Below are 18,677 nucleotides of genomic sequence, written 5' to 3'. Positions count from 1 at the left end.
CACATGCGAAGCGCCCCCGACCATCGCGGTCGGGGGCGCTTCGTGCATCAGCGGGATTATGCGGAGAGCGGCAGTTCCATCTGCTGCGGCCGTGTCGCGCGTCGGCTCCGCACCGTGGGCGGCACGGCGACCCGCGACGCGTCGGGCAACACCTCGGGTCGGTCGGCGACGGCCGCATCGCGCAGGAGCTCGGCGGTTTGGTGGCGGAGTTGCATCGCCCGGAGCGGTGCCGCCAAGGCATCGCGCGCGCCGGACTGGAAGGTGCCGGCCTCCTCCCGCACTTCGAGCGGCAAGAGCCGTCCGAGCGGGTGTGCCAGCAGGCGATCGACTTCGGCGCCGTCCCGGACGGACAACGCGGCAATCAGCGCATCGAGGTAGCCGAGCATGGACTCCTCCTTTTGCCGTTAAGTACACTTTGCAACTAAAAGGTTCCCTCGGCAAGGGGAGGAGCCGCCAGCATCGTAACGCTATCGTGACCGAATCAGCCCAACAGGTCGAATCGGACGGCGCGTTGCAGCCCCCGGCGGCGGCGCGGCGCGTACCGGAAGAGCTGTGCCGGGCGACCCCGACCCTCCGAGCGCCAGGCGTCCGTCGGCTCGATCAGGTGGGCCGCCATCAGCGAACGCCGGAAGCTCGCCTTGTGCACCCGCCGCTCCAGCAGGAGCTCGTAGACCGCCTGCAGGTCGGACAGCGTGAAGGTCGGTCCGAGCAGCCGGAACGCCACTGGCTCCCGATCGATGCGCTCCCGAAGGTGGACGAGCGCCGCCCGCAGCATGGCGCCTCCGCCGCCGCGTGGCACGGGACGCCAGAGATAGGCGTCGCCGACGTCGGTGCCGGTCGGCAGCACCGCCACGTAGAGGATCGCGAGCCCAGTCTCGTCACGCAGCGCTCCCACCTGCGAGCGCCACGCGGGCGCCCGTCCCAGCGTGCGCCGCGCCAAGGCGTCGGCCGCGTCCGCGGGTGCCTGCGACGCCGCCAACACCGCCGCCGGTAGCTCAGCGCCACGCGTCGCCGCGCCGAGCACTACGAGGTCGCCGTCGCGCCAGCTGACACAGGCGAGGACGAGGCGCGGGGCGGGGGTCGAAGCCATCCGCCCAATAAGTATCAATCTGTAACTAAAGTCAACCGACGCCGCAGTCGCGACGCGGACGACGGCGGCTCAGTGCGCGATCGTCCCTTGCTTCGACGTGTCGACGTCGTCCTGCTGGCCGGTCTTGAACAGGAAGGCCTCCATGTTCCGCGTCAGGAACTGGCGCGCCTGCGGATCCATCACGTTGAGGCCGTAGTGGTTGATCAGCATCGTCTGCTGCTTGAGCCACTGGCCCCAGCAATCGGGGCAGATGCCCTCGAGGACGCGCGCGCCGATCGCACCCGGAAACGGGGCGCGCTCGAACCCAGGCTTGGTCGCGCCGCAGCGCGCGCAGGTGATGTCCGCCATCATGTGCTCCGTACGAATCGGGGAATCGCTGCCGAAATCTAGTCAGCGCGCGCCGGAGACGCGGCCGGCCGGCGCGGCCGGCCATCGCGCCTCGAGCCACGCCACCACCGTCGCGGCCAACGCGGGCCAGCCGAAGTCCATCGTCAGCACATGGCCCGCGCCCTCGACCCAGTGCACCGTCTTGTCCGCCGCGCCGATGCGCGCGATCGCCCGACGGCTCTGGTCCTCGGGCAATCGGTTGTCTTGGCGCGACTGGCACACCAGCGTCGGGGCGTGCACGAATCCCAACCGGGGAATCACGCCCTCGGCCACGTACTCCAGCGCCTCCAGCGAGCGCCGCGTCGAGCAGCCGTAGCTGATGCTCCGCCGCTGGGCTTCGGGATCCCACAGCGAACGCGCGCCGCCACCGCTCACGTGCTGCGTCACCAACGACCACATGCGCGCCGTGCTGACCGCCACCTGCATCGGCCGTGGCACGAAGAGCATCGGGGCGAACAGCAAGAGCCCATCCACATCCGCTTCCGCGGCCACCCACGTGGCCAGTGCGCCACCCATGGAAAGGCCACCGACGACGACCGTCCCGTGCCGCGCGCGCAGCGCGGCATACTCCGCGCGGACCGCCGCCACGGCCTCCTCGCCGCGCCAGGCATCCCAGGCTTCGAGGGAACGACCGTGCCCGGGCAGCAGGGGCAGGCGCACCGTCCACCCGGACGCATGGATGGCCCGCGCCATGTCGTCGAGCGAGGCCGGAGAGTCGTTGTAGCCGTGGATGAGCAAGAGCGCGCGATGCGGGTCGCCGACATACGTGCGCGCCTGCGCCCCGATTACGACGCCCTCGACGTCGGCGGGAAAACGTCGGCGGAACCGCTGCGCGCGTCGCGTCGCGCGCCAGGCCCGCTGGGCCCACAGCAGCACGGTCGCTGCCAACGCGAACGCCAGGGCGGCCGCCACCGTCAGTAGCGCGGGACCTGCGGATCTGCCTCGACGCTCCAGCGATCGATGCCACCGCGGATGTTGAGGACGCGCGCATGCCCGGCCGCACGCAGGTAGTCGGCCACCATCGCGCTGCGCATGCCGTGGTGGCACAGCACGGCGATCGGCTTGTCACGCGGCAGCAGCGCCTGCTGCGCCGGGATCAACCCCATCGCGACATGCATCGCGCCGCGCACGGCCGCGGCGTCGACTTCCCAGTCCTCGCGCACGTCGAGCACGTAGAGCTCACCGCGGGCAAGCGCAGCCGCCGCATCGCGGGGATCGATGTCGCGCAGCGTCACGTCCCAGGTCGGCGCCCCGGCCTCGCCGCAGAACGCCGCGTAGTCTGCGAGCAGCGCCGTCGCCGTGCGCGTCGCACACCACGCACAGGACGGATCGCGCGCGAAGCGCATCTGCGTCATGCGCATGCTCAGCGCGTCGACCGCCAGCAGGCGCCCCACCAGCGGCTCGCCGATGCCGAGCAGCCACTTGAGCGCCTCGGTCGCCTGCAGCGTGCCGAGCAAACCCGGCAGTACGCCCAACACGCCACCCTCGGCGCAGCTTGGCACGCTCCCGGCCGGCGGCGGCTCGGGATGCAGGCAGCGATAGCAAGGACCGTCCGCCGTGGCGAAGACCGACACCTGGCCTTCGAAGCGATGCACGCTCGCGTGCACCAACGGCTTCCGTTCCAGGACGCAGGCATCGTTGAGGAGATAGCGCGTCGTGAACGTGTCGGTGCCGTCGAGGACGATGTCGTAGTCCGCGACGATGCCGCGCGCGTTGTCGCGCGTGAGCGCGACCTCCCAGGTGTCGAGCGTGACGCCCGGATTGAGGGCCTCGAGGCGCGCGCGCGCCGACGCGACCTTCGACGTACCGACGCCTGCCGTATCGTGCAGCACCTGGCGCTGAAGGTTGTGCACCGCGACGCGATCGTGATCGAGGAGCCCGAGTCGCCCGACGCCGGCCGCGGCGAGATACAGCGCCGCCGGCGAACCGAGCCCCCCGAGTCCGACGATCAGCGCGGAACTCGCGCGCAGGCGTTCCTGTCCGGCGGCGCCCACCTGCGGCAGGCTCAGGTGGCGCGCGTAGCGGTCGCGATCCTCAGGCGTGAGCGGCATCACGGCGGAATATACGCGAGGGGGCATCGCCGTTCGGCGATGCCCCCTCGCTCACGCGGGAGTGGTCCCGGAACCACCCCCGCCGGCAACCGCGCGGCGGCGCTACTGCCCGCGCACGCTGCGTGTCGCCCGTTCGATCGCGGCCGTCGCGGCATCGAACCGCCCGACGAGATCCTGCAACTCCGCCGCGTACAGCGCTTCGGTTCCGTAGCGAATCGCTTCGTTGACCGAAGGAAAGACCATCGTGCCGTAGCCATTATCGACGTCGGCGACGTATATGAGATTCCTATACCACGGCCGCGAGCGCAAGCCCTCCGGTCGCGTCATCGCGCGCTCGACCTCGCGCAACGCCGCGTTGGTGCTGACCTGCCGGGCGCGCGGAACGCCCGCCGCGAGTGCGGAATCGCGCGTCGCATTGAAGGCCGTCGCCGCGCGTTCCATGCGATCGATCGCCGCGGCGAGCGACGCGGACGAGCCGCCCCAGCTGCGCTGCGCCAGAGCGCGATCGATCGGCGCGAGGTACCGCCGCATCGTCCGCGCGAACTCCGCGTAGTCGTACGGGAGCACGTCGGCGTTCGCGAGGCGCATCATCATCACCGCGCCGATGCGCGCCGCCGCGGCGTGGTAGCGGTAGCCCGGATCCCCGAAGCGCTCCATGAACGTGTAGGAGTCGTAGTTCGAGTGATAGATCCCGTTGCCGCCGCCGAAGCCCCAATCGCTGTGCGGGATGCCGAGGTGGTTGTAGAACCCGGCGAAGTCGCTGCCGCCGCCGGGATCGCCCATCGCCGGCTCCTCGCCGTCCGCCGGGCGCGTGCGCGCACGCCAGACGTCGTACACGCTGCCACTGCCGCTCGGGTCCGGCACACCCTTGGCGACGTCGCGCAGCAGGCCGCGCAGGCTCGGGCTCCCGCCGCCGCCGAACGACGGCCCGCTCGCCGACACGTCTTGGTTGAGATAGGCCACCGCACCGCGCATCAGGCGCAACGAATCATCTTCGACGTATTCCGTCGAGCCGACCAATCCCCACTCCTCGGCGTCCCAGGTGGCGAAGATCATCGTGCGCCGCGGGCGCCAGCCCGCCCGCACCTGCGCCATCACCGCGCGCGAGGCTTCCACGACGCTCACCGTCCCCGAGACGTTGTCCACGGCCCCCGGACTCCACGCATCGCGGTGCGCGCCGATGATCACCACTTCGTCCGGGAAGTCAGAGCCGCGAATGATGCCATAGGTGTTCCAGATCGGTTTGTACGCCGCCGTGGCCGAATCGCTGAAGACGCGCACCCGCGCCACCACCGGGCCGGGCCCGACGTGATAGTGGAACGGCAAGCCGCCCTGCCACGTCGCGGGGATGTCCGCGCCACGCACATCGCGCAGCAGCTCGATGGCGTTGCCGTACGAGAGGGGCAGCACCGGAATCCGCGGCACCGGGAGCGAGTCGATGGGGATGCGGCGCGCGCCGCGCCGCGATGGGTAGCCCGGCGTCGTCGGATCGCCGGCCCCGTTCATCACGCTGCCGCGTTGCACGCCGCGGTCGTTCCGGTATGCCCCCTCGGGATACACGTCGCCGCGCACGTAGCCGTCGTCCTGTGGATCCGAGTACATCAGCAGCGCCAGGGCGCCGCGCTTCTCCGCCTCACGCGCCTTGATGCCGCGGAAACTCCGGCCATAGCGCGCAATCACGACCTTGCCGCGCACACTCACGCCGATCGAGTCGAGCTGTGCGTAGTCCTCGATGAGGCCGTAGTTCACATAGACCACTTCGCCCGTCACGTCACCCGTGCCGCTGTAGCCGTTCACGGTCGGGTATTCGTCGTGCTGCATCGTCGTCGGATCTTCCGGCACGCGGCCTTCGCGCAGCTCCAGTTGCTTCGGCTGCGGCTGGATGCGCCACACGCCGTAATCCACCGTATGCGGCAGCCAGACCTCATACTCCCCGACTTCCGTCGCGAGCCCCGCTTCGCGCATCGCGGCGATCACGAGATCGCGGGTGCGCGCCTGCGCGGGTGTCCCCGCGATGTGCGGCCGGTCGGCCAACGCCCGCGCCAGCGCCTGGGCGCGCGCCGTATCGGGAGTGGCGATCGCCGCACGCTCGGCGGCGCGTTGGGCCTCGGTCGACTGCTGCGAGAAGCCCGGTACGCGCGCGTGCTGCGCCGCGAGCGTGATCGGCGCGGAAACCAGCAGGAGGAACGCCACGAACGCCGCGCGCGGGGCGCGGCTCGTCGAACGGATGTGCATCGCGTTGGAAACCGGGGTCAGTAGCCGTGCACCGCCAAGCCGGCGGGCATGTCGAATTCCTGCGTGGTCTTGTAGCGCTCGAAGCGCCCGTCACCCGCCACCGCGCGCGCCTTCGCACGCAGCGCGTCCATCTCGCCCGCGTGGAACGGCTTGTACGTCGCCGCGGACTTCAGCGTCTTCTTGAGGATCGGTCCGCTGTCGCAGCCCACGAGCACGCTGCTCACCGGCAGCGACCACACGTAGCGGAAGGCGTCCTCCACCTTCACGACCTTGCTGCCGTTGACCGCGCCGCCGGCCAGCGGCTTGGTACCGATCACCGAGCCGCCGCGGCGGATCACTTCGGGCAACACCTGCTTCTCGAAGCTCCGGAACGATGCGTCGAACGGATTGAGCGGCATCAGGCCCACGTCCCAGGCGAAGCCGCGCGCCAGCAGCTTGAGTGCGATGTGCGGGGACTTCTCGCTGTGGAAGCCGAGCCAGCGTGCGCGGCCCTGATCCCGCGCTTCCTGCGCGGCATCGAGCCCGCCGTGGTCGTAGAGCCAGTCGGGATCGTTGTCGTAGATCATCTGGTGGAAGGAGAAGACCTCCACCCGATCCGTCTTCAGCGCCGCCAACGTCGCCTCGAGCTGCGCCATCGACGTCTTGTAGTCGCGCAGGTACGCCGCGCATTGCCACACGAGGTTCACCTTCTCGCGGTAGCCGTCCTTGAGCGCCATCGCCACCCAGCGCTCCGCACGGCCCTCCGCGAAGCCGGGCGAGATCTCCAACACGTTCACGCCCGCATCGATGGCCTCGCGGATGACGCGGATCGTCGCCTGCTGCCCCGCCTCGGCGAGGCGGCGCGTGCCGAGGCCAAGGATGGTCGTGGCGCCGGTGCGTCCGAGGCTGCGGAGCTCGAGGGGTGGCGGAGCGCGCATGGAAGTTGGGCGGGGGTGGATTGGCGCCCCAACGTTGCGTCCGGCGACGGCATCCCACCAGAGGGGGCCGCCGCCGACGGTCCGATCAGCCGATCGCTGCCTCGAGGGCGTTGAGGCCTTGGGCCAGGTCCCGGCGCTCCATCACCAGCGGCGGCAGCAGGCGCAGCGTGTGGTCGCCGGCGCCGACGAGGATGAGGCCCTGCGACAGCGCGCGGGCCACGACGTCCTTCGCCGGATCCGTCACGTCGACGCCCCACATGAAGCCGCGGCCGCGAATCGCGCGCACCTTCGCCGAGCGCGCGGACAGCGCCAGCAGCTGGTCGCCCAACCATTCGCCCTCCCGACGCACGTGCGCCAGCAGCGCCGGGTCGCGCAGGCGGTCGAACACGTGGTTGGCCACATGGGCCACCAGCGGACCGCCGCCGAACGTGGTGCCGTGGTCACCGGGCTGCACCGCCTCCGCCACGCGCTGGGTGAGCAGCACCGCGCCCATCGGGAGGCCGCCGGCCATCGGCTTCGCCATCGTCAGCAGGTCCGGCGTGATGCCGTACTGCTCGTAGGCGAAGAAGCTGCCCGTGCGGCCGTAGCCGCACTGGATCTCGTCGAGGATCAACAGGACGTTGCGCTCCGCCGTCAGCGCCCGCAGCTCACGCACGAAGCCGGCGTCGAGCACACGCACGCCACCCTCGCCCTGGATCGGCTCCGCAATCACGGCCGCCGTCTGCTCGTCGCTGATGACGCGGCTGAGCTCGTCGATGGAGCGCTCGTGGATGTGGATGCCGCCCGCGAGTGGGCGGAAATGGTTGCGGTACTGCGGCCGGTCGGTCGCCGCGACCGTGCCGAACAGGCGACCATGGAAGGCCCCGCGCAGCGAGATGATCTCGTGCTTGGCCGGCCCGCCGACGTTGCGCGCCCAGCGCCGCGCGAACTTGAACGCCCCCTCGTTGGCTTCGGCGCCCGAGTTGCAGAAGAAGACCTTATCGGCGAACGACGCCGCGACGAGCTTGTCCGCGAGTTGCTCGCCCGGTGCCGTGCGGAAGAGGTTCGACGTGTGGATGAGTCCCGTGGCCGCGGCTTCCGCGATGGCCGCGTTCACGCCGGCATCGTTGTATCCGAGCGCGTTGACGGCGATGCCCGACGCGAAGTCGAGGTACGCCTTGCCGTCGGCGTCATACAGGCGCACGCCCTCGGCCCGCACCAGCTCCATCGGGGCGCGACGATAGGTACCAAGCAGGGAATCGGTCATCGGGAGAGCGGCTGCGGTCACGGGGCGGTCCTTATGTGGCGGAGACAGCGGGAACGATGGTGGTACCGGCCTGCGGATCGTGCAGGAGGTCGAGCGTGCCAATGCGGATCGCGCCGACCCCGGCCTCGAGGGCCGCGACCGCGGCTTCGAGCTTGGCGAGCATGCCACCTTGGGCGATGCCGCGTGATGCGAGGTCATGGATCCCCGCGGGATCGAGACGCGGAATGCGCTGCCCCGCCTCAAGGACGCCGTCGACATCGGCCACGAAACACAGCTCGTCGGCATGCAGCGCGACGGCGATCGCCGTCGCGGCGTCATCGCCGTTCACGTTGAGCCCGAGACCGTCGGCAGAGTCGCGGTCGCGCGCGAGCGGCGAGACGACGGGGAGCCAACCGGCGGCCAGTAGGTCGCGCAGCAGCGCCGGGTCCGCAATGACGTCGCGCCCCACGCGGCCGAACGCGCTGTCCGTCACGCGCGCCGTGAGCAACCCACCATCTTCACCGCTGATGCCGACCGCACGCGCACCGGCCGTGAGCAGGTGTGCGACGAGCCGCTTGTTGACGCTGCCGGAGAGCAGCATGCGCACGACGTCGAGGTCGGCCTCGCTGGTCACGCGCCGGCCACCGATGAACTGCGGCTCCAGCCCCAGGCGACGCTGCATCGCGCTGACCTCGTCGCCGCCGCCGTGCACGACCACGACCTGCGCCTGCGCGGCCGCCGCCGTGATGGCCGCGGGCAACGCGGCGGCGCCTTGGGCGCGACCGCCGAACTTGAACACGCGCGTGGTCATCGCGGCAGTCCGAGCGTCTCGTCGAGGCCCAGCATCAGGTTGGCGTTCTGCAGCGCCTGGCCGGCGGCTCCCTTCACGAGGTTGTCGATGGCCGAGAAGATCTGCAGGGTTGGTGTACGCACATGTTCGACGCGGCGCACGGCAATGCGCGCGACGTTGCGCCGCTGCACCTGGCGCAGTTCCGGTAGCGCGTCGACGACCTCGATGAACGGCTCGCCGGCGTAGCGCGTGCGCCACGGCTCGAGCGGATCCGCCAGGGGCGCGCGTAGCGGCACGGTGATCGTCGAGAGGATGCCGCGCGCGATGGGCAGCAGGTGCGGCGTGAACAGGAGGTCGACGTCGCGCGCGAGCAGCTGCACGGCGGCACGCATCTCGTTCAGGTGCCGATGCGAGTTGCCCACGCCGTACGCGCGGTAGTTCTCCGTCACTTCACCGAAAAGCAGATCGAGGCGCGGGGAGAGACCGGCGCCGGTGACACCGCTGGCGGAGGAGATGGAGACCGTCGCGCCCGACGCGATCAAGTCGCGCTCGAGCAGCGGCAGCAGCGCAAGCAGTGCCGAGGTCGGATAGCAGCCAGGGTTCGCGACCACGCGCGCGCTGCGAACCGCCTCGCGGGTCCACTCGGTGAGTCCGTACGGCACGGCTTCCGCCGCACCATTCCCGATGCGCAGGTCCGTGGAGAGATCCACGACGCGTGCACCCGCCGCGCGCGCGCGCGCGACCCATTCGGCGCTCGCACCATGCGGCAGCGACGAGAACACCAGCTCGGCGGACGCCAACGGCGCATCGTCGGTGGCGATGAACGTGACGGCGCCGCCGGGCAGCTCCAGCGTCTCCCCGCGCTGCGCGTTCGCCGTGGCGAACGCGAGCGTGAGGCGCGGATGTTGGGCGATGAACGCCGAAAGCTCGCGCCCCGCGTAACCGGAGGCGCCGAGCACGCCGACTGGAATCTTATGCACGCATAATGCATAATAATGCCTTGGCGGCGTGTCAATGCGCGCGCTTCCTCTGCCTTCGCCCCTGTGGTACACTCCCGCCGTCCCCCTTCCCCGCCCCGTGACCGTCAACAAGCGCGAACGCCAGCACGCCATCCTCGAGCTCATCGCCACGCGCGAGATCGGGAGCCAGGAGGAGCTTCGCCAGCTCCTGCATCGGCAGGGCTGGGACGTCACGCAGTCCACGCTGTCGCGGGACCTGCGCGACCTCCGCGTGGCGCGCGTCGCGTCGCCGGAGGGCCTGCGCTACGTCGCCGGAGATTCCGCCGCGGCCGATGACGGCAGCCGCGCGCCACTCGCGGCAATCCTGCCACAACTGTTCCTCTCGCTCGACGGCGTCGGACCACTGCTGGTGCTCAAGACCGTCATCGGCGGCGCGCAGCCCGTGGCCTCGGCCATCGACGCCGAGGCGTCGCCCGATGTGCTTGGCACGATCGCCGGCGACGATACGATCCTGATGATCTGTCGCAGCGAACAGGCGCGGGAGCGCCTCGCGCGACGGGTGACCTCGCTCGCGAAGCGGCCGCGATAGCGGCGGGCGCAGCGGGCTGCGCAGCGGGCGTTCCCTTCCAATCGCATATCTATGCGGCTAGGTTTCGGGTCTTCCTGAACCCACGGCGCCGCGCGGCGCAGGAGTCTCGCAGTGAGCAGTCACGACGGCTCGCACAAACTTTGGGGCGGCCGTTTTGCCGGTGGTCCCGCGCCCGAACTCGAGGCCGTCAACCGATCCATCGGGACGGACCTTCGCCTCTGGCCCTTCGACGTGAAGCTCTCGCAGGCCTGGGCGTCGGCGTTGGCGACGGCCGGTGTCTATAGCGCCGAGGAGGCCGCCCTCGTCCGCGACGGGCTCGATCGCGTCGCCGCGCGCATTGCGGCGGGCGAACAGCCCATCGCCTCCGATGAGGACGTCCACACCTTCGTGGATCGACTGCTGCACCTCGAAGTCGGCGGACCGGCCGGGCGTCTGCAAACGGGCCGGAGCCGGAACGACCAGGTGGCCACGGACACGCGGATGTGGACGATGGACGCGCTCGACCGCGTCGATGTCCTGATCCGGCAGCTGCAGGAGGCGATTCTCCTGCAGGCGGAAGCGCAGCAGGATGCGATCATGCCGGCGTACACGCACCTGCAACGGGCGCAGCCCGTGTCGGTGGCGCACTGGTTGCTGTCGCACTTCTGGCCCCTTGCCCGCGACCGGCAACGCGTCGCCTCCGCGCGCGCGGCGGCCGCCGTCCTGCCGCTCGGCTCCGGTGCCATCGCGGGTTCCGCGTTTCCCGTCCCCCGTGAGCAGCTGCGCGATGCCCTTGGGTTCGCGGCGATCTCGCGCAACTCGATCGACGCCGTGGGTGACCGCGACTTCATCGCCGAATCGCTGTTTGCGCTCACGATGCTCGGTACGCACTGCTCGCGCATCGCCGAAGACCTGATTCTGTTCGGGTCGAGCGAGTTCGGGTTCGTACGCTACGGCGACGCCTACTCCACGGGCTCCTCGATGATGCCGCAGAAGCGGAATCCCGACGCGCTGGAGCTGGCGCGAGGATCGGGCGCCCGCATGCTGGGCGATCTCGTGGCCTTGGTGGGCACGCTCAAAGGCCTTCCGAGCGGCTACAACAAGGACCTGCAGGAGGACAAGCGTGCCCTGTTCGATGCGGTCGACGGGATGACGCTGTTGCTTCCGGCCGTCGCGGGTTCCGTGGCGACGCTGCGCTTCGAGCTCACGCGAATGCGCGAGGCGGTCAGCGGCGCGATGATGGCGACCGATCTCGCGGATTATCTCGTGCGGCGCTCCGTGAGTTTCCGCGATGCGCATGGCGCGGTCGGGCGGCTGGTGCGCGAGGCCGAGGAGCGCGGAGTCGACCTGAGCAGCCTGCCGTTTAGCTCCTTCGTCGCCGCGCATTCTGCCTTTGAGCAGGATGTGCTCGCCGAACTCGCGCCGGAGCGCTCGCTGAGCCACCGAGACATCGCCGGAGGCACCGGGCCCTCGTCGGTACGGCGGCAGATTGCAGACGCGAAGCAATCGCTTCTATAGAAGGGCCTCGAGCTCGATATACTCTGGTCAAAGTATTATTCGATTGCGATTTTCTGCGCGCAATCGTACATTTTTGTAATACTGAGACTAGAGGTTCTTTTTGAGAGCGGTTACCGGAGCCACTGCGGCTGCCATTCTTGAGCTAGACCAGAAGACGTTTGACAATCTTCTGCTTCGCCTGGGCGAGCTCGCGCTTGCTCCCGGTCGGCAAGGGGTAGAGCGCCGCATTCCGGTGGCGCTGCTCGAAGAGCTGCTGCTCACGCGTGACCTGCATCAGGCGCTTGGGATCCCGACGCGGGACGCGTTTCTGGTCTCCCGCCGACTGCTTGGCCGTCAGGATGTGCATCGCGCCAGCGTATCGCCCGCGGCGGACTTCGTGGGTAGCCTGCATGCCGGTGCGTTCGTCCACGTCGGGGCGGACTTGCAGCAGCTGCGCGACCATCTCAACCAGCGACTCGCCGCGGCGGTCGAGACCGTCGTCCGGCGCCCCCGGGGCCGTCCCGCCCGGGCGGCTGCGCCGCCGCCGCTCGGCGACGCCTGACTCGGCCGCCGCTCACACCTGCTGAAAAGTCAAACGGGGCCCGGAGCTTTCGCTCCGGGCCCCGCCCGATTGTGCCGGCTCGTGGTTACGAAACCTTGTTCACATTTTCGGCAGCCGGGCCCTTGGCCCCCTGCACGATGTCGAACTCAACGGTGTCACCCTCGGCGAGCGACTTGAAGCCGGTGCCCTGGATCGCGCTGTAGTGCACAAAGCAATCCTTGGTGCCGTTGTCGGGCGTGATGAACCCAAAGCCCTTCGCATCGTTGAACCACTTCACCTTGCCGGTCGTACGCATTCCCTACTCCTGATGATGTTGATTGATGCTGGGAGCGGAACGCGCCGCACCTGCACAATCGGACTCGCGAGACTCTATGGTCCCTCGCGTTGGACCATCCCCCAGTCAGTCTAGGGGACTCTGGAAAGGTAGGGTGGCCGGGAACGCCCCGCAATAGCACGGGGTTCCCAGCCGCATCGGAATGTTGCGTGACATCGGGGGCGGCGGGTCGTCCGGCCCGGCTCCGTCAGGCGCAGCCGCCGGCTGTCGGGACCGTTGGGCACGCCCTCGCGCGTTGCTACCATTGTAGGTATCGGAGGTGCCTTCCGAGGCCCTTCCCCACCCCATTCCGCAGGTTTTCCGTGTCGTCGCCTTTCAAGCCCCGTCGCAAGACTGTCACCGCCACCGTCGGATCCGTAAAGGTCGGGTCCGACCATCCCATCGTGGTGCAGTCGATGACCAACACGGACACCGCCGACGCCGCCGGCACGGCGACCCAGGTCGCGGCGCTGTGGCGGGCCGGTTCGCAGATCGTTCGCGTCACGGTGAACAATGACGAGGCGGCCGCAGCCATCCCCGAGTTGATGCAGCGACTGGCCGACAAGGGCGTGGATGTGCCGATCGTCGGCGACTTCCATTACAACGGCCACTTGTTGCTGCGGAAGTTCCCGAAGACCGCCGAGTTGCTGGCGAAGTACCGCATCAATCCCGGCAACGTCGGCACCAAGCATCGCGACGACAACTTCCGCACCATCGTGCAGGTCGCCGTCGACAACGACAAGCCCGTGCGCATCGGCGTCAACTGGGGGTCGCTCGACCAAGACCTGCTGACGTCGATGATGGACGAGAACGCGACGCGCGCCGAGCCGCTCGAGGCGAAGGAGGTGTACTTCGAGGCGATGCTCGAATCGGCGTTGCGCTCGGCCGCACTCGCAGAAGAGACCGGACTGCGCCACGACCAGATCCTCATCTCGGCCAAGATCTCGCAGGTGCAGGATCTCGTGACCGTGTACCGTCGCCTCGGGGCGCGCTGCGATTATCCGTTGCACCTCGGGCTCACCGAGGCCGGTCTCGGCACGAAGGGCGTGGTGGCCACGACCGCCGCGCTCTCGCTGATTCTCGCCGAGGGCATCGGCGACACCATTCGCGTTTCGCTCACGCCGCGGCCTGGCGGCGACCGTACCGAAGAGGTGCTGGTCGCACAGCAGATCCTGCAGTCGCTCGAGTTGCGCTCCTTCACGCCGCAGGTGACGTCCTGCCCGGGCTGCGGACGCACGACGTCGACGTTCTTCCAGAAGATGGCCGAGGACATCCAGAACTACCTGCGCGACCAGATGCCGGTCTGGCGCGAGTCGCACCCGGGCGTCGAGGAGATGAAGGTCGCCGTGATGGGCTGCGTCGTGAACGGACCCGGCGAGTCGAAGCACGCGAACCTCGGCATCTCGCTGCCCGGCACGTTCGAGGAGCCGAAGGCGCCGGTCTACGTGGACGGCAAGCTGAAGGTCACGCTCAAGGGCGACAACATCGTGCCCGAGTTCCTCGAGATCCTCAACGACTACGTCGCACGGACGTATCCGGCGACGAGCGGGGCGGGGCGCTAGCTGTTGTTAGTGAGGACGTTGTTCACAGGGCCGCAGCGAGATGCAGCATGGGGGGGAGGTAGTTGAGGGCTGAGTGTCCGCGCGCCTCATTGTACGTCCGCAGGTAGCGCGCGAGCCACTCCGTGCGCACCCGCGAGGAGGGGTAGGGGCGCGCGTACGCCCATTCCCGCAGGAGCGTCTGGATCAGCCGCTCGACCTTGCCGTTCGTGCGCGGCGTGTAGGGCATGGTGCGCTTGTGCGTGATGCCGTCGCAGCGGAGGAGCGTGCGCACCGCGTGGCTGCGATAGCAGCTCCCGTTGTCGGTGAGCACGGCGCGCACCCGCACGCCGAGCGCCGCGTACCACGCGATCGCCCGTGCGAGGAAGGCCGCCGTGGTCGCCGCGCGCTCATCGGGCAGGACCTCGGCGTAGGCCACGCGCGAGTAGGCGTCCACCGCGACGTGCACCGCCTCCCAGCCGATCCCGCGCACGCGGGTCCGGCGGTCGCCGTGGATGCGGTGCCCCACGCGGCCGATGCGCCCGAGCTTCTTCGTGTCGACGTGCAGCAGCTCGCCCGGTGCCCGCATCTCGTAGCGGCGCACCGCGCGCGGCGGCTCGAGCCGAGGGAGCCGCTGCAGGCCGTGGCGGCGCAGGAAGTGGATCACCGTTGAGAGCGGGATGCCCGTCTCCTGGGCGATGCGCGTCGAGCTCCAGCGCCGCCGGGTGCGGCCCCGAAGGATCGCGCGGCGCTGCGGCCGCGGGAGCTGGGTGAGGCGATGCGGGCGCGACGAGCGGTCCGCGAGCGCCGCCGCGCCGCCGGTGCGGAAGCGGGCGACCCACTTCCAGACGGTGCGGACGGAACAGGCCGCGCCCCGGGCGACGGCGGCGGGATCCTGCCCGCCCAGAACGGCGGTCGCGACGGCGAGTCGCCCCGCGACGGTCAGACGTGCATTCTTGTGGATGTTCACAGGAGCCTCTGGCGGGGTGCCGGTTGAGCGTCTCAGCAACCCCAGCTTGCATCCGCTACGCTCCTGTGAACAACCTCCTCACCAACAACAGCTAGCGCTCCTCGAGCGCGGCGACGAGCGCGGCGAGCTCGTCGACGATCGGCGCGGAGAATCCCAGCGCGCGCAAGCGCGCGAGCGCATCGCGATACCACTGCAGCACGGCGCCGCGCCCTCCGGGCAGGCGACCCCAGGCCGCTTCGGGATCGAAGGTGCGGCGGAGATCCGCGAGCAGCGAGCCGGCGTGATGCACCTTGTCAGCGGCGAACACCCAGCGGGCCGCGTCCGACGCCTGCGCGAGCCGCTCGAGACAGTCGGCGCGCACGTCATCGCGCGCGAGCTCGATGCCGTCGTCGTCGTGCTTGCGCCGCGTCACGGCGAGCGCGGCCTCGAGCGAGGCGTCCCCGAACTTCGCGGCGATGCGCTCGTCGAGCATCTCGCGCGTCCAGCCCTCGCGCTGGCAGTCCTCGACCACGTCATGGAGGATGCCTGCGACGACCGTATCCTCATCTCGCCCGTAGCGCGTCAGGATCAGCGCGACGTTGGCGGGCTGGGTGAGGTAGGGCAGGCGCGTACCCTTGCGGACTTCGCGGTCATGGTGCTTGGCGGCGAAGGCGAAGGCGTGATTGATGCGGTCGGAGTACCCAGTCATCGTCCGTCGGGAACTTAGTCGGCGGTCACGCTGCACGCACGATGGCGCCGCTCAGGATTGCATCCAGCACCGCCAGTGCGAGCCCCTGCACGATGATCGCCGCGCCGGCGCCCATGAGACCGGGGCGCGTCGGTGCACGCCGGCCGATGACGAGCAGCGTGATGCCGACCATGACGTAGCCGACATCGAGTCCGATGTTGAGCCACAAGAAGCGGTCGAGCGCGATGGCCTCTGGCAGATCGCGCAAGACGAGCCCATGCCACGCGAACGCCACAATCGCGAGGTCGACCGCGCCCCATGCGGCAGTCTGGATGCCGGCGTGCCGCCAGAAGCCGGGGATCCCGCTGCGCCGCGCCCAGACGATGAGCCCTGTGCCCGCGACGATGGAGGCGAGCGCCCATACGCCGAGCCGTACCAAGTGCGCCCGCTCCAGGGACATCAGTTCCGTCCCAATTATGTAGTTCATGTGCCGTTACTGCCCTTCTACTGGCTTTCTGATGGCCTCTTGAACGGCCTTGAACGAGCCACCGGGTGTCCGGCCCTTTCGCTTCGACAACCACGCCGCCAGCTCTGCCCGTGAGGGCAGGGGCGGGCGCGGCGCGTCCCAGAGCACGAGGCTGTGCAACGGAGCGGAGGCGCGCTCCACCAGCTCGGCGGAGCGTTGCAGCGCGTCGACGGGCGTGACGCCGATCGATGCCGCGAGCACCACCGGTGCATCCGGCGCGAGGGCGCGTCCATGCGCGAGATCGGCGAGCGACACCGCAACGATCGAAAACTCGAACGCCGCGCGAAACTGCTGGAACTCCGCGAGCGCCGCGGCGCGTTGCTCGTCCGTCACCGGTGCTTGCGTCGTACCGGCGGGCAGCATGGCGATCGAGAGTCCGTCACTCGATCCTACGTTTCGCGCCACCTCGCGCCAGGCGAACGCCCCCGCCATCGCGTCGCTCACCCCGGGCTCCGGGTGATCGCGGAAGATGCGCGCCAACGCCACCTGCTCCGTATCCCATTCCGCCACGAGCGTCGTGCGGTGATCGGCGGCAGCGGCAATGGCGAGCCGCGCCGCGACGGCGGCGACCACGGGCGCGTCGTCTCCAGTGACGATCACCGCACGAGCGCGCGTGCCGGTGGACGTCAGGTGCAGGTAGAGGACGCGAAACGGATCGACGCCTGTGGGGCGGAAGCGCAGCGGTCCTTCGGGGAGCGCGTCGCGCACCCAGGAGAGCGCAGGGGCGCCGACCGCGCGTTCGGCCTCAAGGGGATGGGCGAGCGTCGGCTCCCGCAACTCCCGCATGAGCGTCACGGCCACGCGCACGACCAGACCGAGCAGCACCAGCACGAGCATCGCGAGGCCGGGGGAGACGAGTGGCACCGTGGAGCGCGCGGCGTCCGCCGCCTGCGTCGCTTCGATGGCTGCGGCGCGCGCGGCCTCGTGCTGGCGGCGCGCGGCATCCAAGGTATCGCGTTCGGCGCGGAGGATTGCGTGTGCCGCCGCCGTGTCGACGCCCGCCGTCACCGTCACGCTTGGTGGTGCAACGGACGGTTCGTCGTCTGGACTGAGGCTTCGCAGCCGATATTCGGCCATGGCGAGAATGGTGCCCGAGAGGCGGTAGGCGTCACCCGGGTCGCGTGCGTTGCGGAGCGAGTCGGCAGTCGCGCGCATGCGTGGGCCCGCGACGAGCGCGGGATGCGCCGCGAGCGCGAGCACGGCCTCGCGTGCACGTCCGTCTTGCGCACGCGCGATCGCCGCCGCGAGCGATGCGGCGGACGGCGCGCGGCGCGGCGGCGCGGCGCGCGGAACCGATGCGGCCGCGAGCACCGACTCGGCCGCGGTCACCAGCGAATCGGCGACGGCGGCGCGCTGCACGGCGCGCTGCAGCCGCACGGCGCTCCGCACGCTGTCGGCGACCGCGCGCGACGCGGTTTCCGCCAATGCCGAGTCGGGCGTGCGCGTCGCGACCGGCAGCAGCAGCGCGATCACGGTGACGGTGCCACCGACGCTGAGCCACCAGCGACGGAAGCGGCGCGTGCGACGCAGGGCGAGCGAGAGTCGCGCGCCGAACCACAGCATTCCGGTGAGCGGTGCGCGCGGCGGACGCGAGCGGACGGTCGCAGGGGGCATACGGGACTAGTAGCGCGTTCAATGCACCAATGCAAACGGGCGGTGGCGAGCCTCGCTCGCCACCGCCCGTCGTGCCCTCGCCCGAAGGCGCGGCAGTCCTGCTTACTGCACCGTGATCACGCCCTTCATGTTCATCGCGAGGTGCGGCGTGCAGTTGTACTCGTACGTGCCGGCCGGGATGTTCGCGAACGACATCGTGAAGCCCTCGTTCGCCGCGAGGTACATCTGCGACGAGAGGTCGGCGAGGCGCGCCGGGCCGAGGTTGGCGTTCAGCTGCGCCTTGACCGCGTCGGCCAGGCCCGTACCGACGAACGCGACGTTGTGCGGGAAGCCAGACACCGCGACGAACTTGATGGCATCGCCCTGCTTGATCGTGATGTTGGCCGGCTCGAAGCGATAACCCTTGTCGTCGCCAACCATCTTGATCTCGTGCGTCGTGCCCGTGGCGGGCGCAGCAGTCACCGCGCCGGCGGCCGGAGCGGCCTCGGCAGCAGGTGCGGCGGCCGGCGACGTCTCGGCAGCCGGCTGCGACTCGGAACCGCCGCCGCAGGCGGCGAACATGATCGCGCTCGCGACGAGCGCCAGACCCTTGAACTGCATTTCGAATGGCCTCCAGGCCGAACAGAAAAAAATGTGATGGTTTGCAGCTTCGGGGATTTCCCCGAGGTTGTGAAAAATATCACAATCCCATGCGCTGTGCCAACTGTAACTCGCGCAATGGCTTCGCAGTTCCGTTTCCAGATAAGTTGGACAATGGGTTGACCGGGG

Annotated in this window: 21 protein-coding genes; 4 read left to right on the top strand and 17 right to left on the bottom strand. The window is 69.8% G+C overall.

The window, feature by feature from the left end; genetic code table 11:
- Positions 1–56: 56 nt before the first annotated feature.
- From Strain318_RS00345 to argC, 10 genes are all read right to left on the bottom strand, one after another.
- Positions 57–386 carry a hypothetical protein gene (locus tag Strain318_RS00345; RefSeq protein WP_367886547.1) on the bottom strand — a complete coding sequence of 110 codons (330 nt, stop codon included), beginning with the start codon at positions 384–386 and terminating at the stop codon, positions 57–59.
- Positions 387–481: 95 nt separating this feature from the next.
- Positions 482–1,090 (bottom strand): NrtR DNA-binding winged helix domain-containing protein, encoded by a 609-nt coding sequence (locus Strain318_RS00340; protein ID WP_367886546.1) that lies wholly within the window; start codon positions 1,088–1,090, stop codon positions 482–484.
- Positions 1,091–1,159: 69 nt separating this feature from the next.
- Positions 1,160–1,441 carry an oxidative damage protection protein gene (locus tag Strain318_RS00335; RefSeq protein WP_367886545.1) on the bottom strand — a complete coding sequence of 94 codons (282 nt, stop codon included), beginning with the start codon at positions 1,439–1,441 and terminating at the stop codon, positions 1,160–1,162.
- 39 nt (positions 1,442–1,480) lie between these two features.
- The gene (locus Strain318_RS00330) at positions 1,481–2,389 is read right to left on the bottom strand and encodes an alpha/beta hydrolase (protein ID WP_367886544.1); all 909 of its coding nucleotides are present in this window, start codon (positions 2,387–2,389) and stop codon (positions 1,481–1,483) included.
- Positions 2,390–2,391: 2 nt separating this feature from the next.
- Positions 2,392–3,528 (bottom strand): molybdopterin-synthase adenylyltransferase MoeB, encoded by a 1,137-nt coding sequence (gene moeB, locus Strain318_RS00325; RefSeq protein ID WP_367886543.1) that lies wholly within the window; start codon positions 3,526–3,528, stop codon positions 2,392–2,394.
- A gap of 102 nt (positions 3,529–3,630) precedes the next feature.
- Positions 3,631–5,763 (bottom strand): M28 family peptidase, encoded by a 2,133-nt coding sequence (locus Strain318_RS00320; protein ID WP_367886542.1) that lies wholly within the window; start codon positions 5,761–5,763, stop codon positions 3,631–3,633.
- 17 nt (positions 5,764–5,780) lie between these two features.
- Positions 5,781–6,680, bottom strand: a complete 900-nt coding sequence (locus tag Strain318_RS00315) for an aldo/keto reductase (RefSeq protein WP_367886541.1) — start codon at positions 6,678–6,680, stop codon at positions 5,781–5,783.
- A gap of 85 nt (positions 6,681–6,765) precedes the next feature.
- Positions 6,766–7,926, bottom strand: a complete 1,161-nt coding sequence (locus tag Strain318_RS00310) for an aspartate aminotransferase family protein (protein ID WP_367886540.1) — start codon at positions 7,924–7,926, stop codon at positions 6,766–6,768.
- Between the two features lie 31 nt (positions 7,927–7,957).
- Complete coding sequence (gene argB, locus Strain318_RS00305) at positions 7,958–8,716, bottom strand: acetylglutamate kinase (protein WP_367886539.1); 759 nt, start codon at positions 8,714–8,716, stop codon at positions 7,958–7,960.
- On the bottom strand, positions 8,713–9,675 hold the full coding sequence (argC, locus tag Strain318_RS00300) for an N-acetyl-gamma-glutamyl-phosphate reductase (RefSeq protein WP_367886538.1): 963 nt from the start codon (positions 9,673–9,675) through the stop codon (positions 8,713–8,715). The genes argB and argC overlap by 4 nt, the downstream gene beginning before the upstream one ends.
- A 97-nt stretch (positions 9,676–9,772) precedes the next feature.
- On the opposite strand from argC, the gene Strain318_RS00295 reads away from it, so the two are divergent.
- Together Strain318_RS00295 and argH are read left to right on the top strand one after the other, a co-directional pair.
- Positions 9,773–10,243 (top strand): arginine repressor, encoded by a 471-nt coding sequence (locus tag Strain318_RS00295; RefSeq protein WP_367886537.1) that lies wholly within the window; start codon positions 9,773–9,775, stop codon positions 10,241–10,243.
- Positions 10,244–10,354: 111 nt separating this feature from the next.
- Positions 10,355–11,740 (top strand): argininosuccinate lyase, encoded by a 1,386-nt coding sequence (gene argH / locus Strain318_RS00290; protein ID WP_367886536.1) that lies wholly within the window; start codon positions 10,355–10,357, stop codon positions 11,738–11,740.
- A gap of 142 nt (positions 11,741–11,882) precedes the next feature.
- Here the strand turns inward: argH and Strain318_RS00285 are convergent, their stop codons facing one another.
- Complete coding sequence (locus Strain318_RS00285) at positions 11,883–12,086, bottom strand: hypothetical protein (protein ID WP_367886535.1); 204 nt, start codon at positions 12,084–12,086, stop codon at positions 11,883–11,885.
- Between Strain318_RS00285 and Strain318_RS00280 the strand changes: the two genes are divergently transcribed.
- Entirely contained in the window at positions 12,081–12,281 is a 201-nt protein-coding gene (locus Strain318_RS00280) for a hypothetical protein (RefSeq protein WP_367886534.1), read from the top strand. The two genes, Strain318_RS00285 and Strain318_RS00280, sit on opposite strands and share 6 nt — an antisense overlap.
- A gap of 85 nt (positions 12,282–12,366) precedes the next feature.
- Here Strain318_RS00280 and Strain318_RS00275 read toward each other — a convergent pair whose 3' ends face one another.
- On the bottom strand, positions 12,367–12,576 hold the full coding sequence (locus Strain318_RS00275) for a cold shock domain-containing protein (RefSeq protein WP_367886533.1): 210 nt from the start codon (positions 12,574–12,576) through the stop codon (positions 12,367–12,369).
- Between the two features lie 341 nt (positions 12,577–12,917).
- Here Strain318_RS00275 and ispG point away from each other — a divergent pair, with 341 nt between their 5' ends.
- Positions 12,918–14,156 carry a flavodoxin-dependent (E)-4-hydroxy-3-methylbut-2-enyl-diphosphate synthase gene (gene ispG / locus Strain318_RS00270; RefSeq protein WP_367886532.1) on the top strand — a complete coding sequence of 413 codons (1,239 nt, stop codon included), beginning with the start codon at positions 12,918–12,920 and terminating at the stop codon, positions 14,154–14,156.
- Positions 14,157–14,178: 22 nt separating this feature from the next.
- Here ispG and Strain318_RS00265 read toward each other — a convergent pair whose 3' ends face one another.
- From Strain318_RS00265 to Strain318_RS00245, 5 genes are all read right to left on the bottom strand, one after another.
- Positions 14,179–15,102 carry an IS481 family transposase gene (locus Strain318_RS00265; RefSeq protein ID WP_367886378.1) on the bottom strand — a complete coding sequence of 308 codons (924 nt, stop codon included), beginning with the start codon at positions 15,100–15,102 and terminating at the stop codon, positions 14,179–14,181.
- Positions 15,103–15,193: 91 nt separating this feature from the next.
- The gene (locus Strain318_RS00260) at positions 15,194–15,790 is read right to left on the bottom strand and encodes an HD domain-containing protein (protein ID WP_367886531.1); all 597 of its coding nucleotides are present in this window, start codon (positions 15,788–15,790) and stop codon (positions 15,194–15,196) included.
- 25 nt (positions 15,791–15,815) lie between these two features.
- Positions 15,816–16,256 (bottom strand): DUF6992 family protein, encoded by a 441-nt coding sequence (locus Strain318_RS00255; protein ID WP_367886530.1) that lies wholly within the window; start codon positions 16,254–16,256, stop codon positions 15,816–15,818.
- 6 nt (positions 16,257–16,262) lie between these two features.
- Positions 16,263–17,909, bottom strand: coding sequence for a P-loop NTPase family protein (locus Strain318_RS00250; protein WP_367886529.1), 1,647 nt, complete (start codon positions 17,907–17,909; stop codon positions 16,263–16,265).
- A 102-nt stretch (positions 17,910–18,011) separates the two neighbouring features.
- Positions 18,012–18,509 (bottom strand): plastocyanin/azurin family copper-binding protein, encoded by a 498-nt coding sequence (locus Strain318_RS00245; protein ID WP_367886528.1) that lies wholly within the window; start codon positions 18,507–18,509, stop codon positions 18,012–18,014.
- Positions 18,510–18,677: the final 168 nt, after the last annotated feature.

This window comes from Pseudogemmatithrix spongiicola (assembly GCF_030623445.1).
Taxonomy (GTDB): domain Bacteria; phylum Gemmatimonadota; class Gemmatimonadetes; order Gemmatimonadales; family Gemmatimonadaceae; genus Pseudogemmatithrix; species Pseudogemmatithrix spongiicola.
Note: the sequence above shows the minus strand (reverse complement) of the source record. Positions and strands in the feature narration are given on the sequence as shown.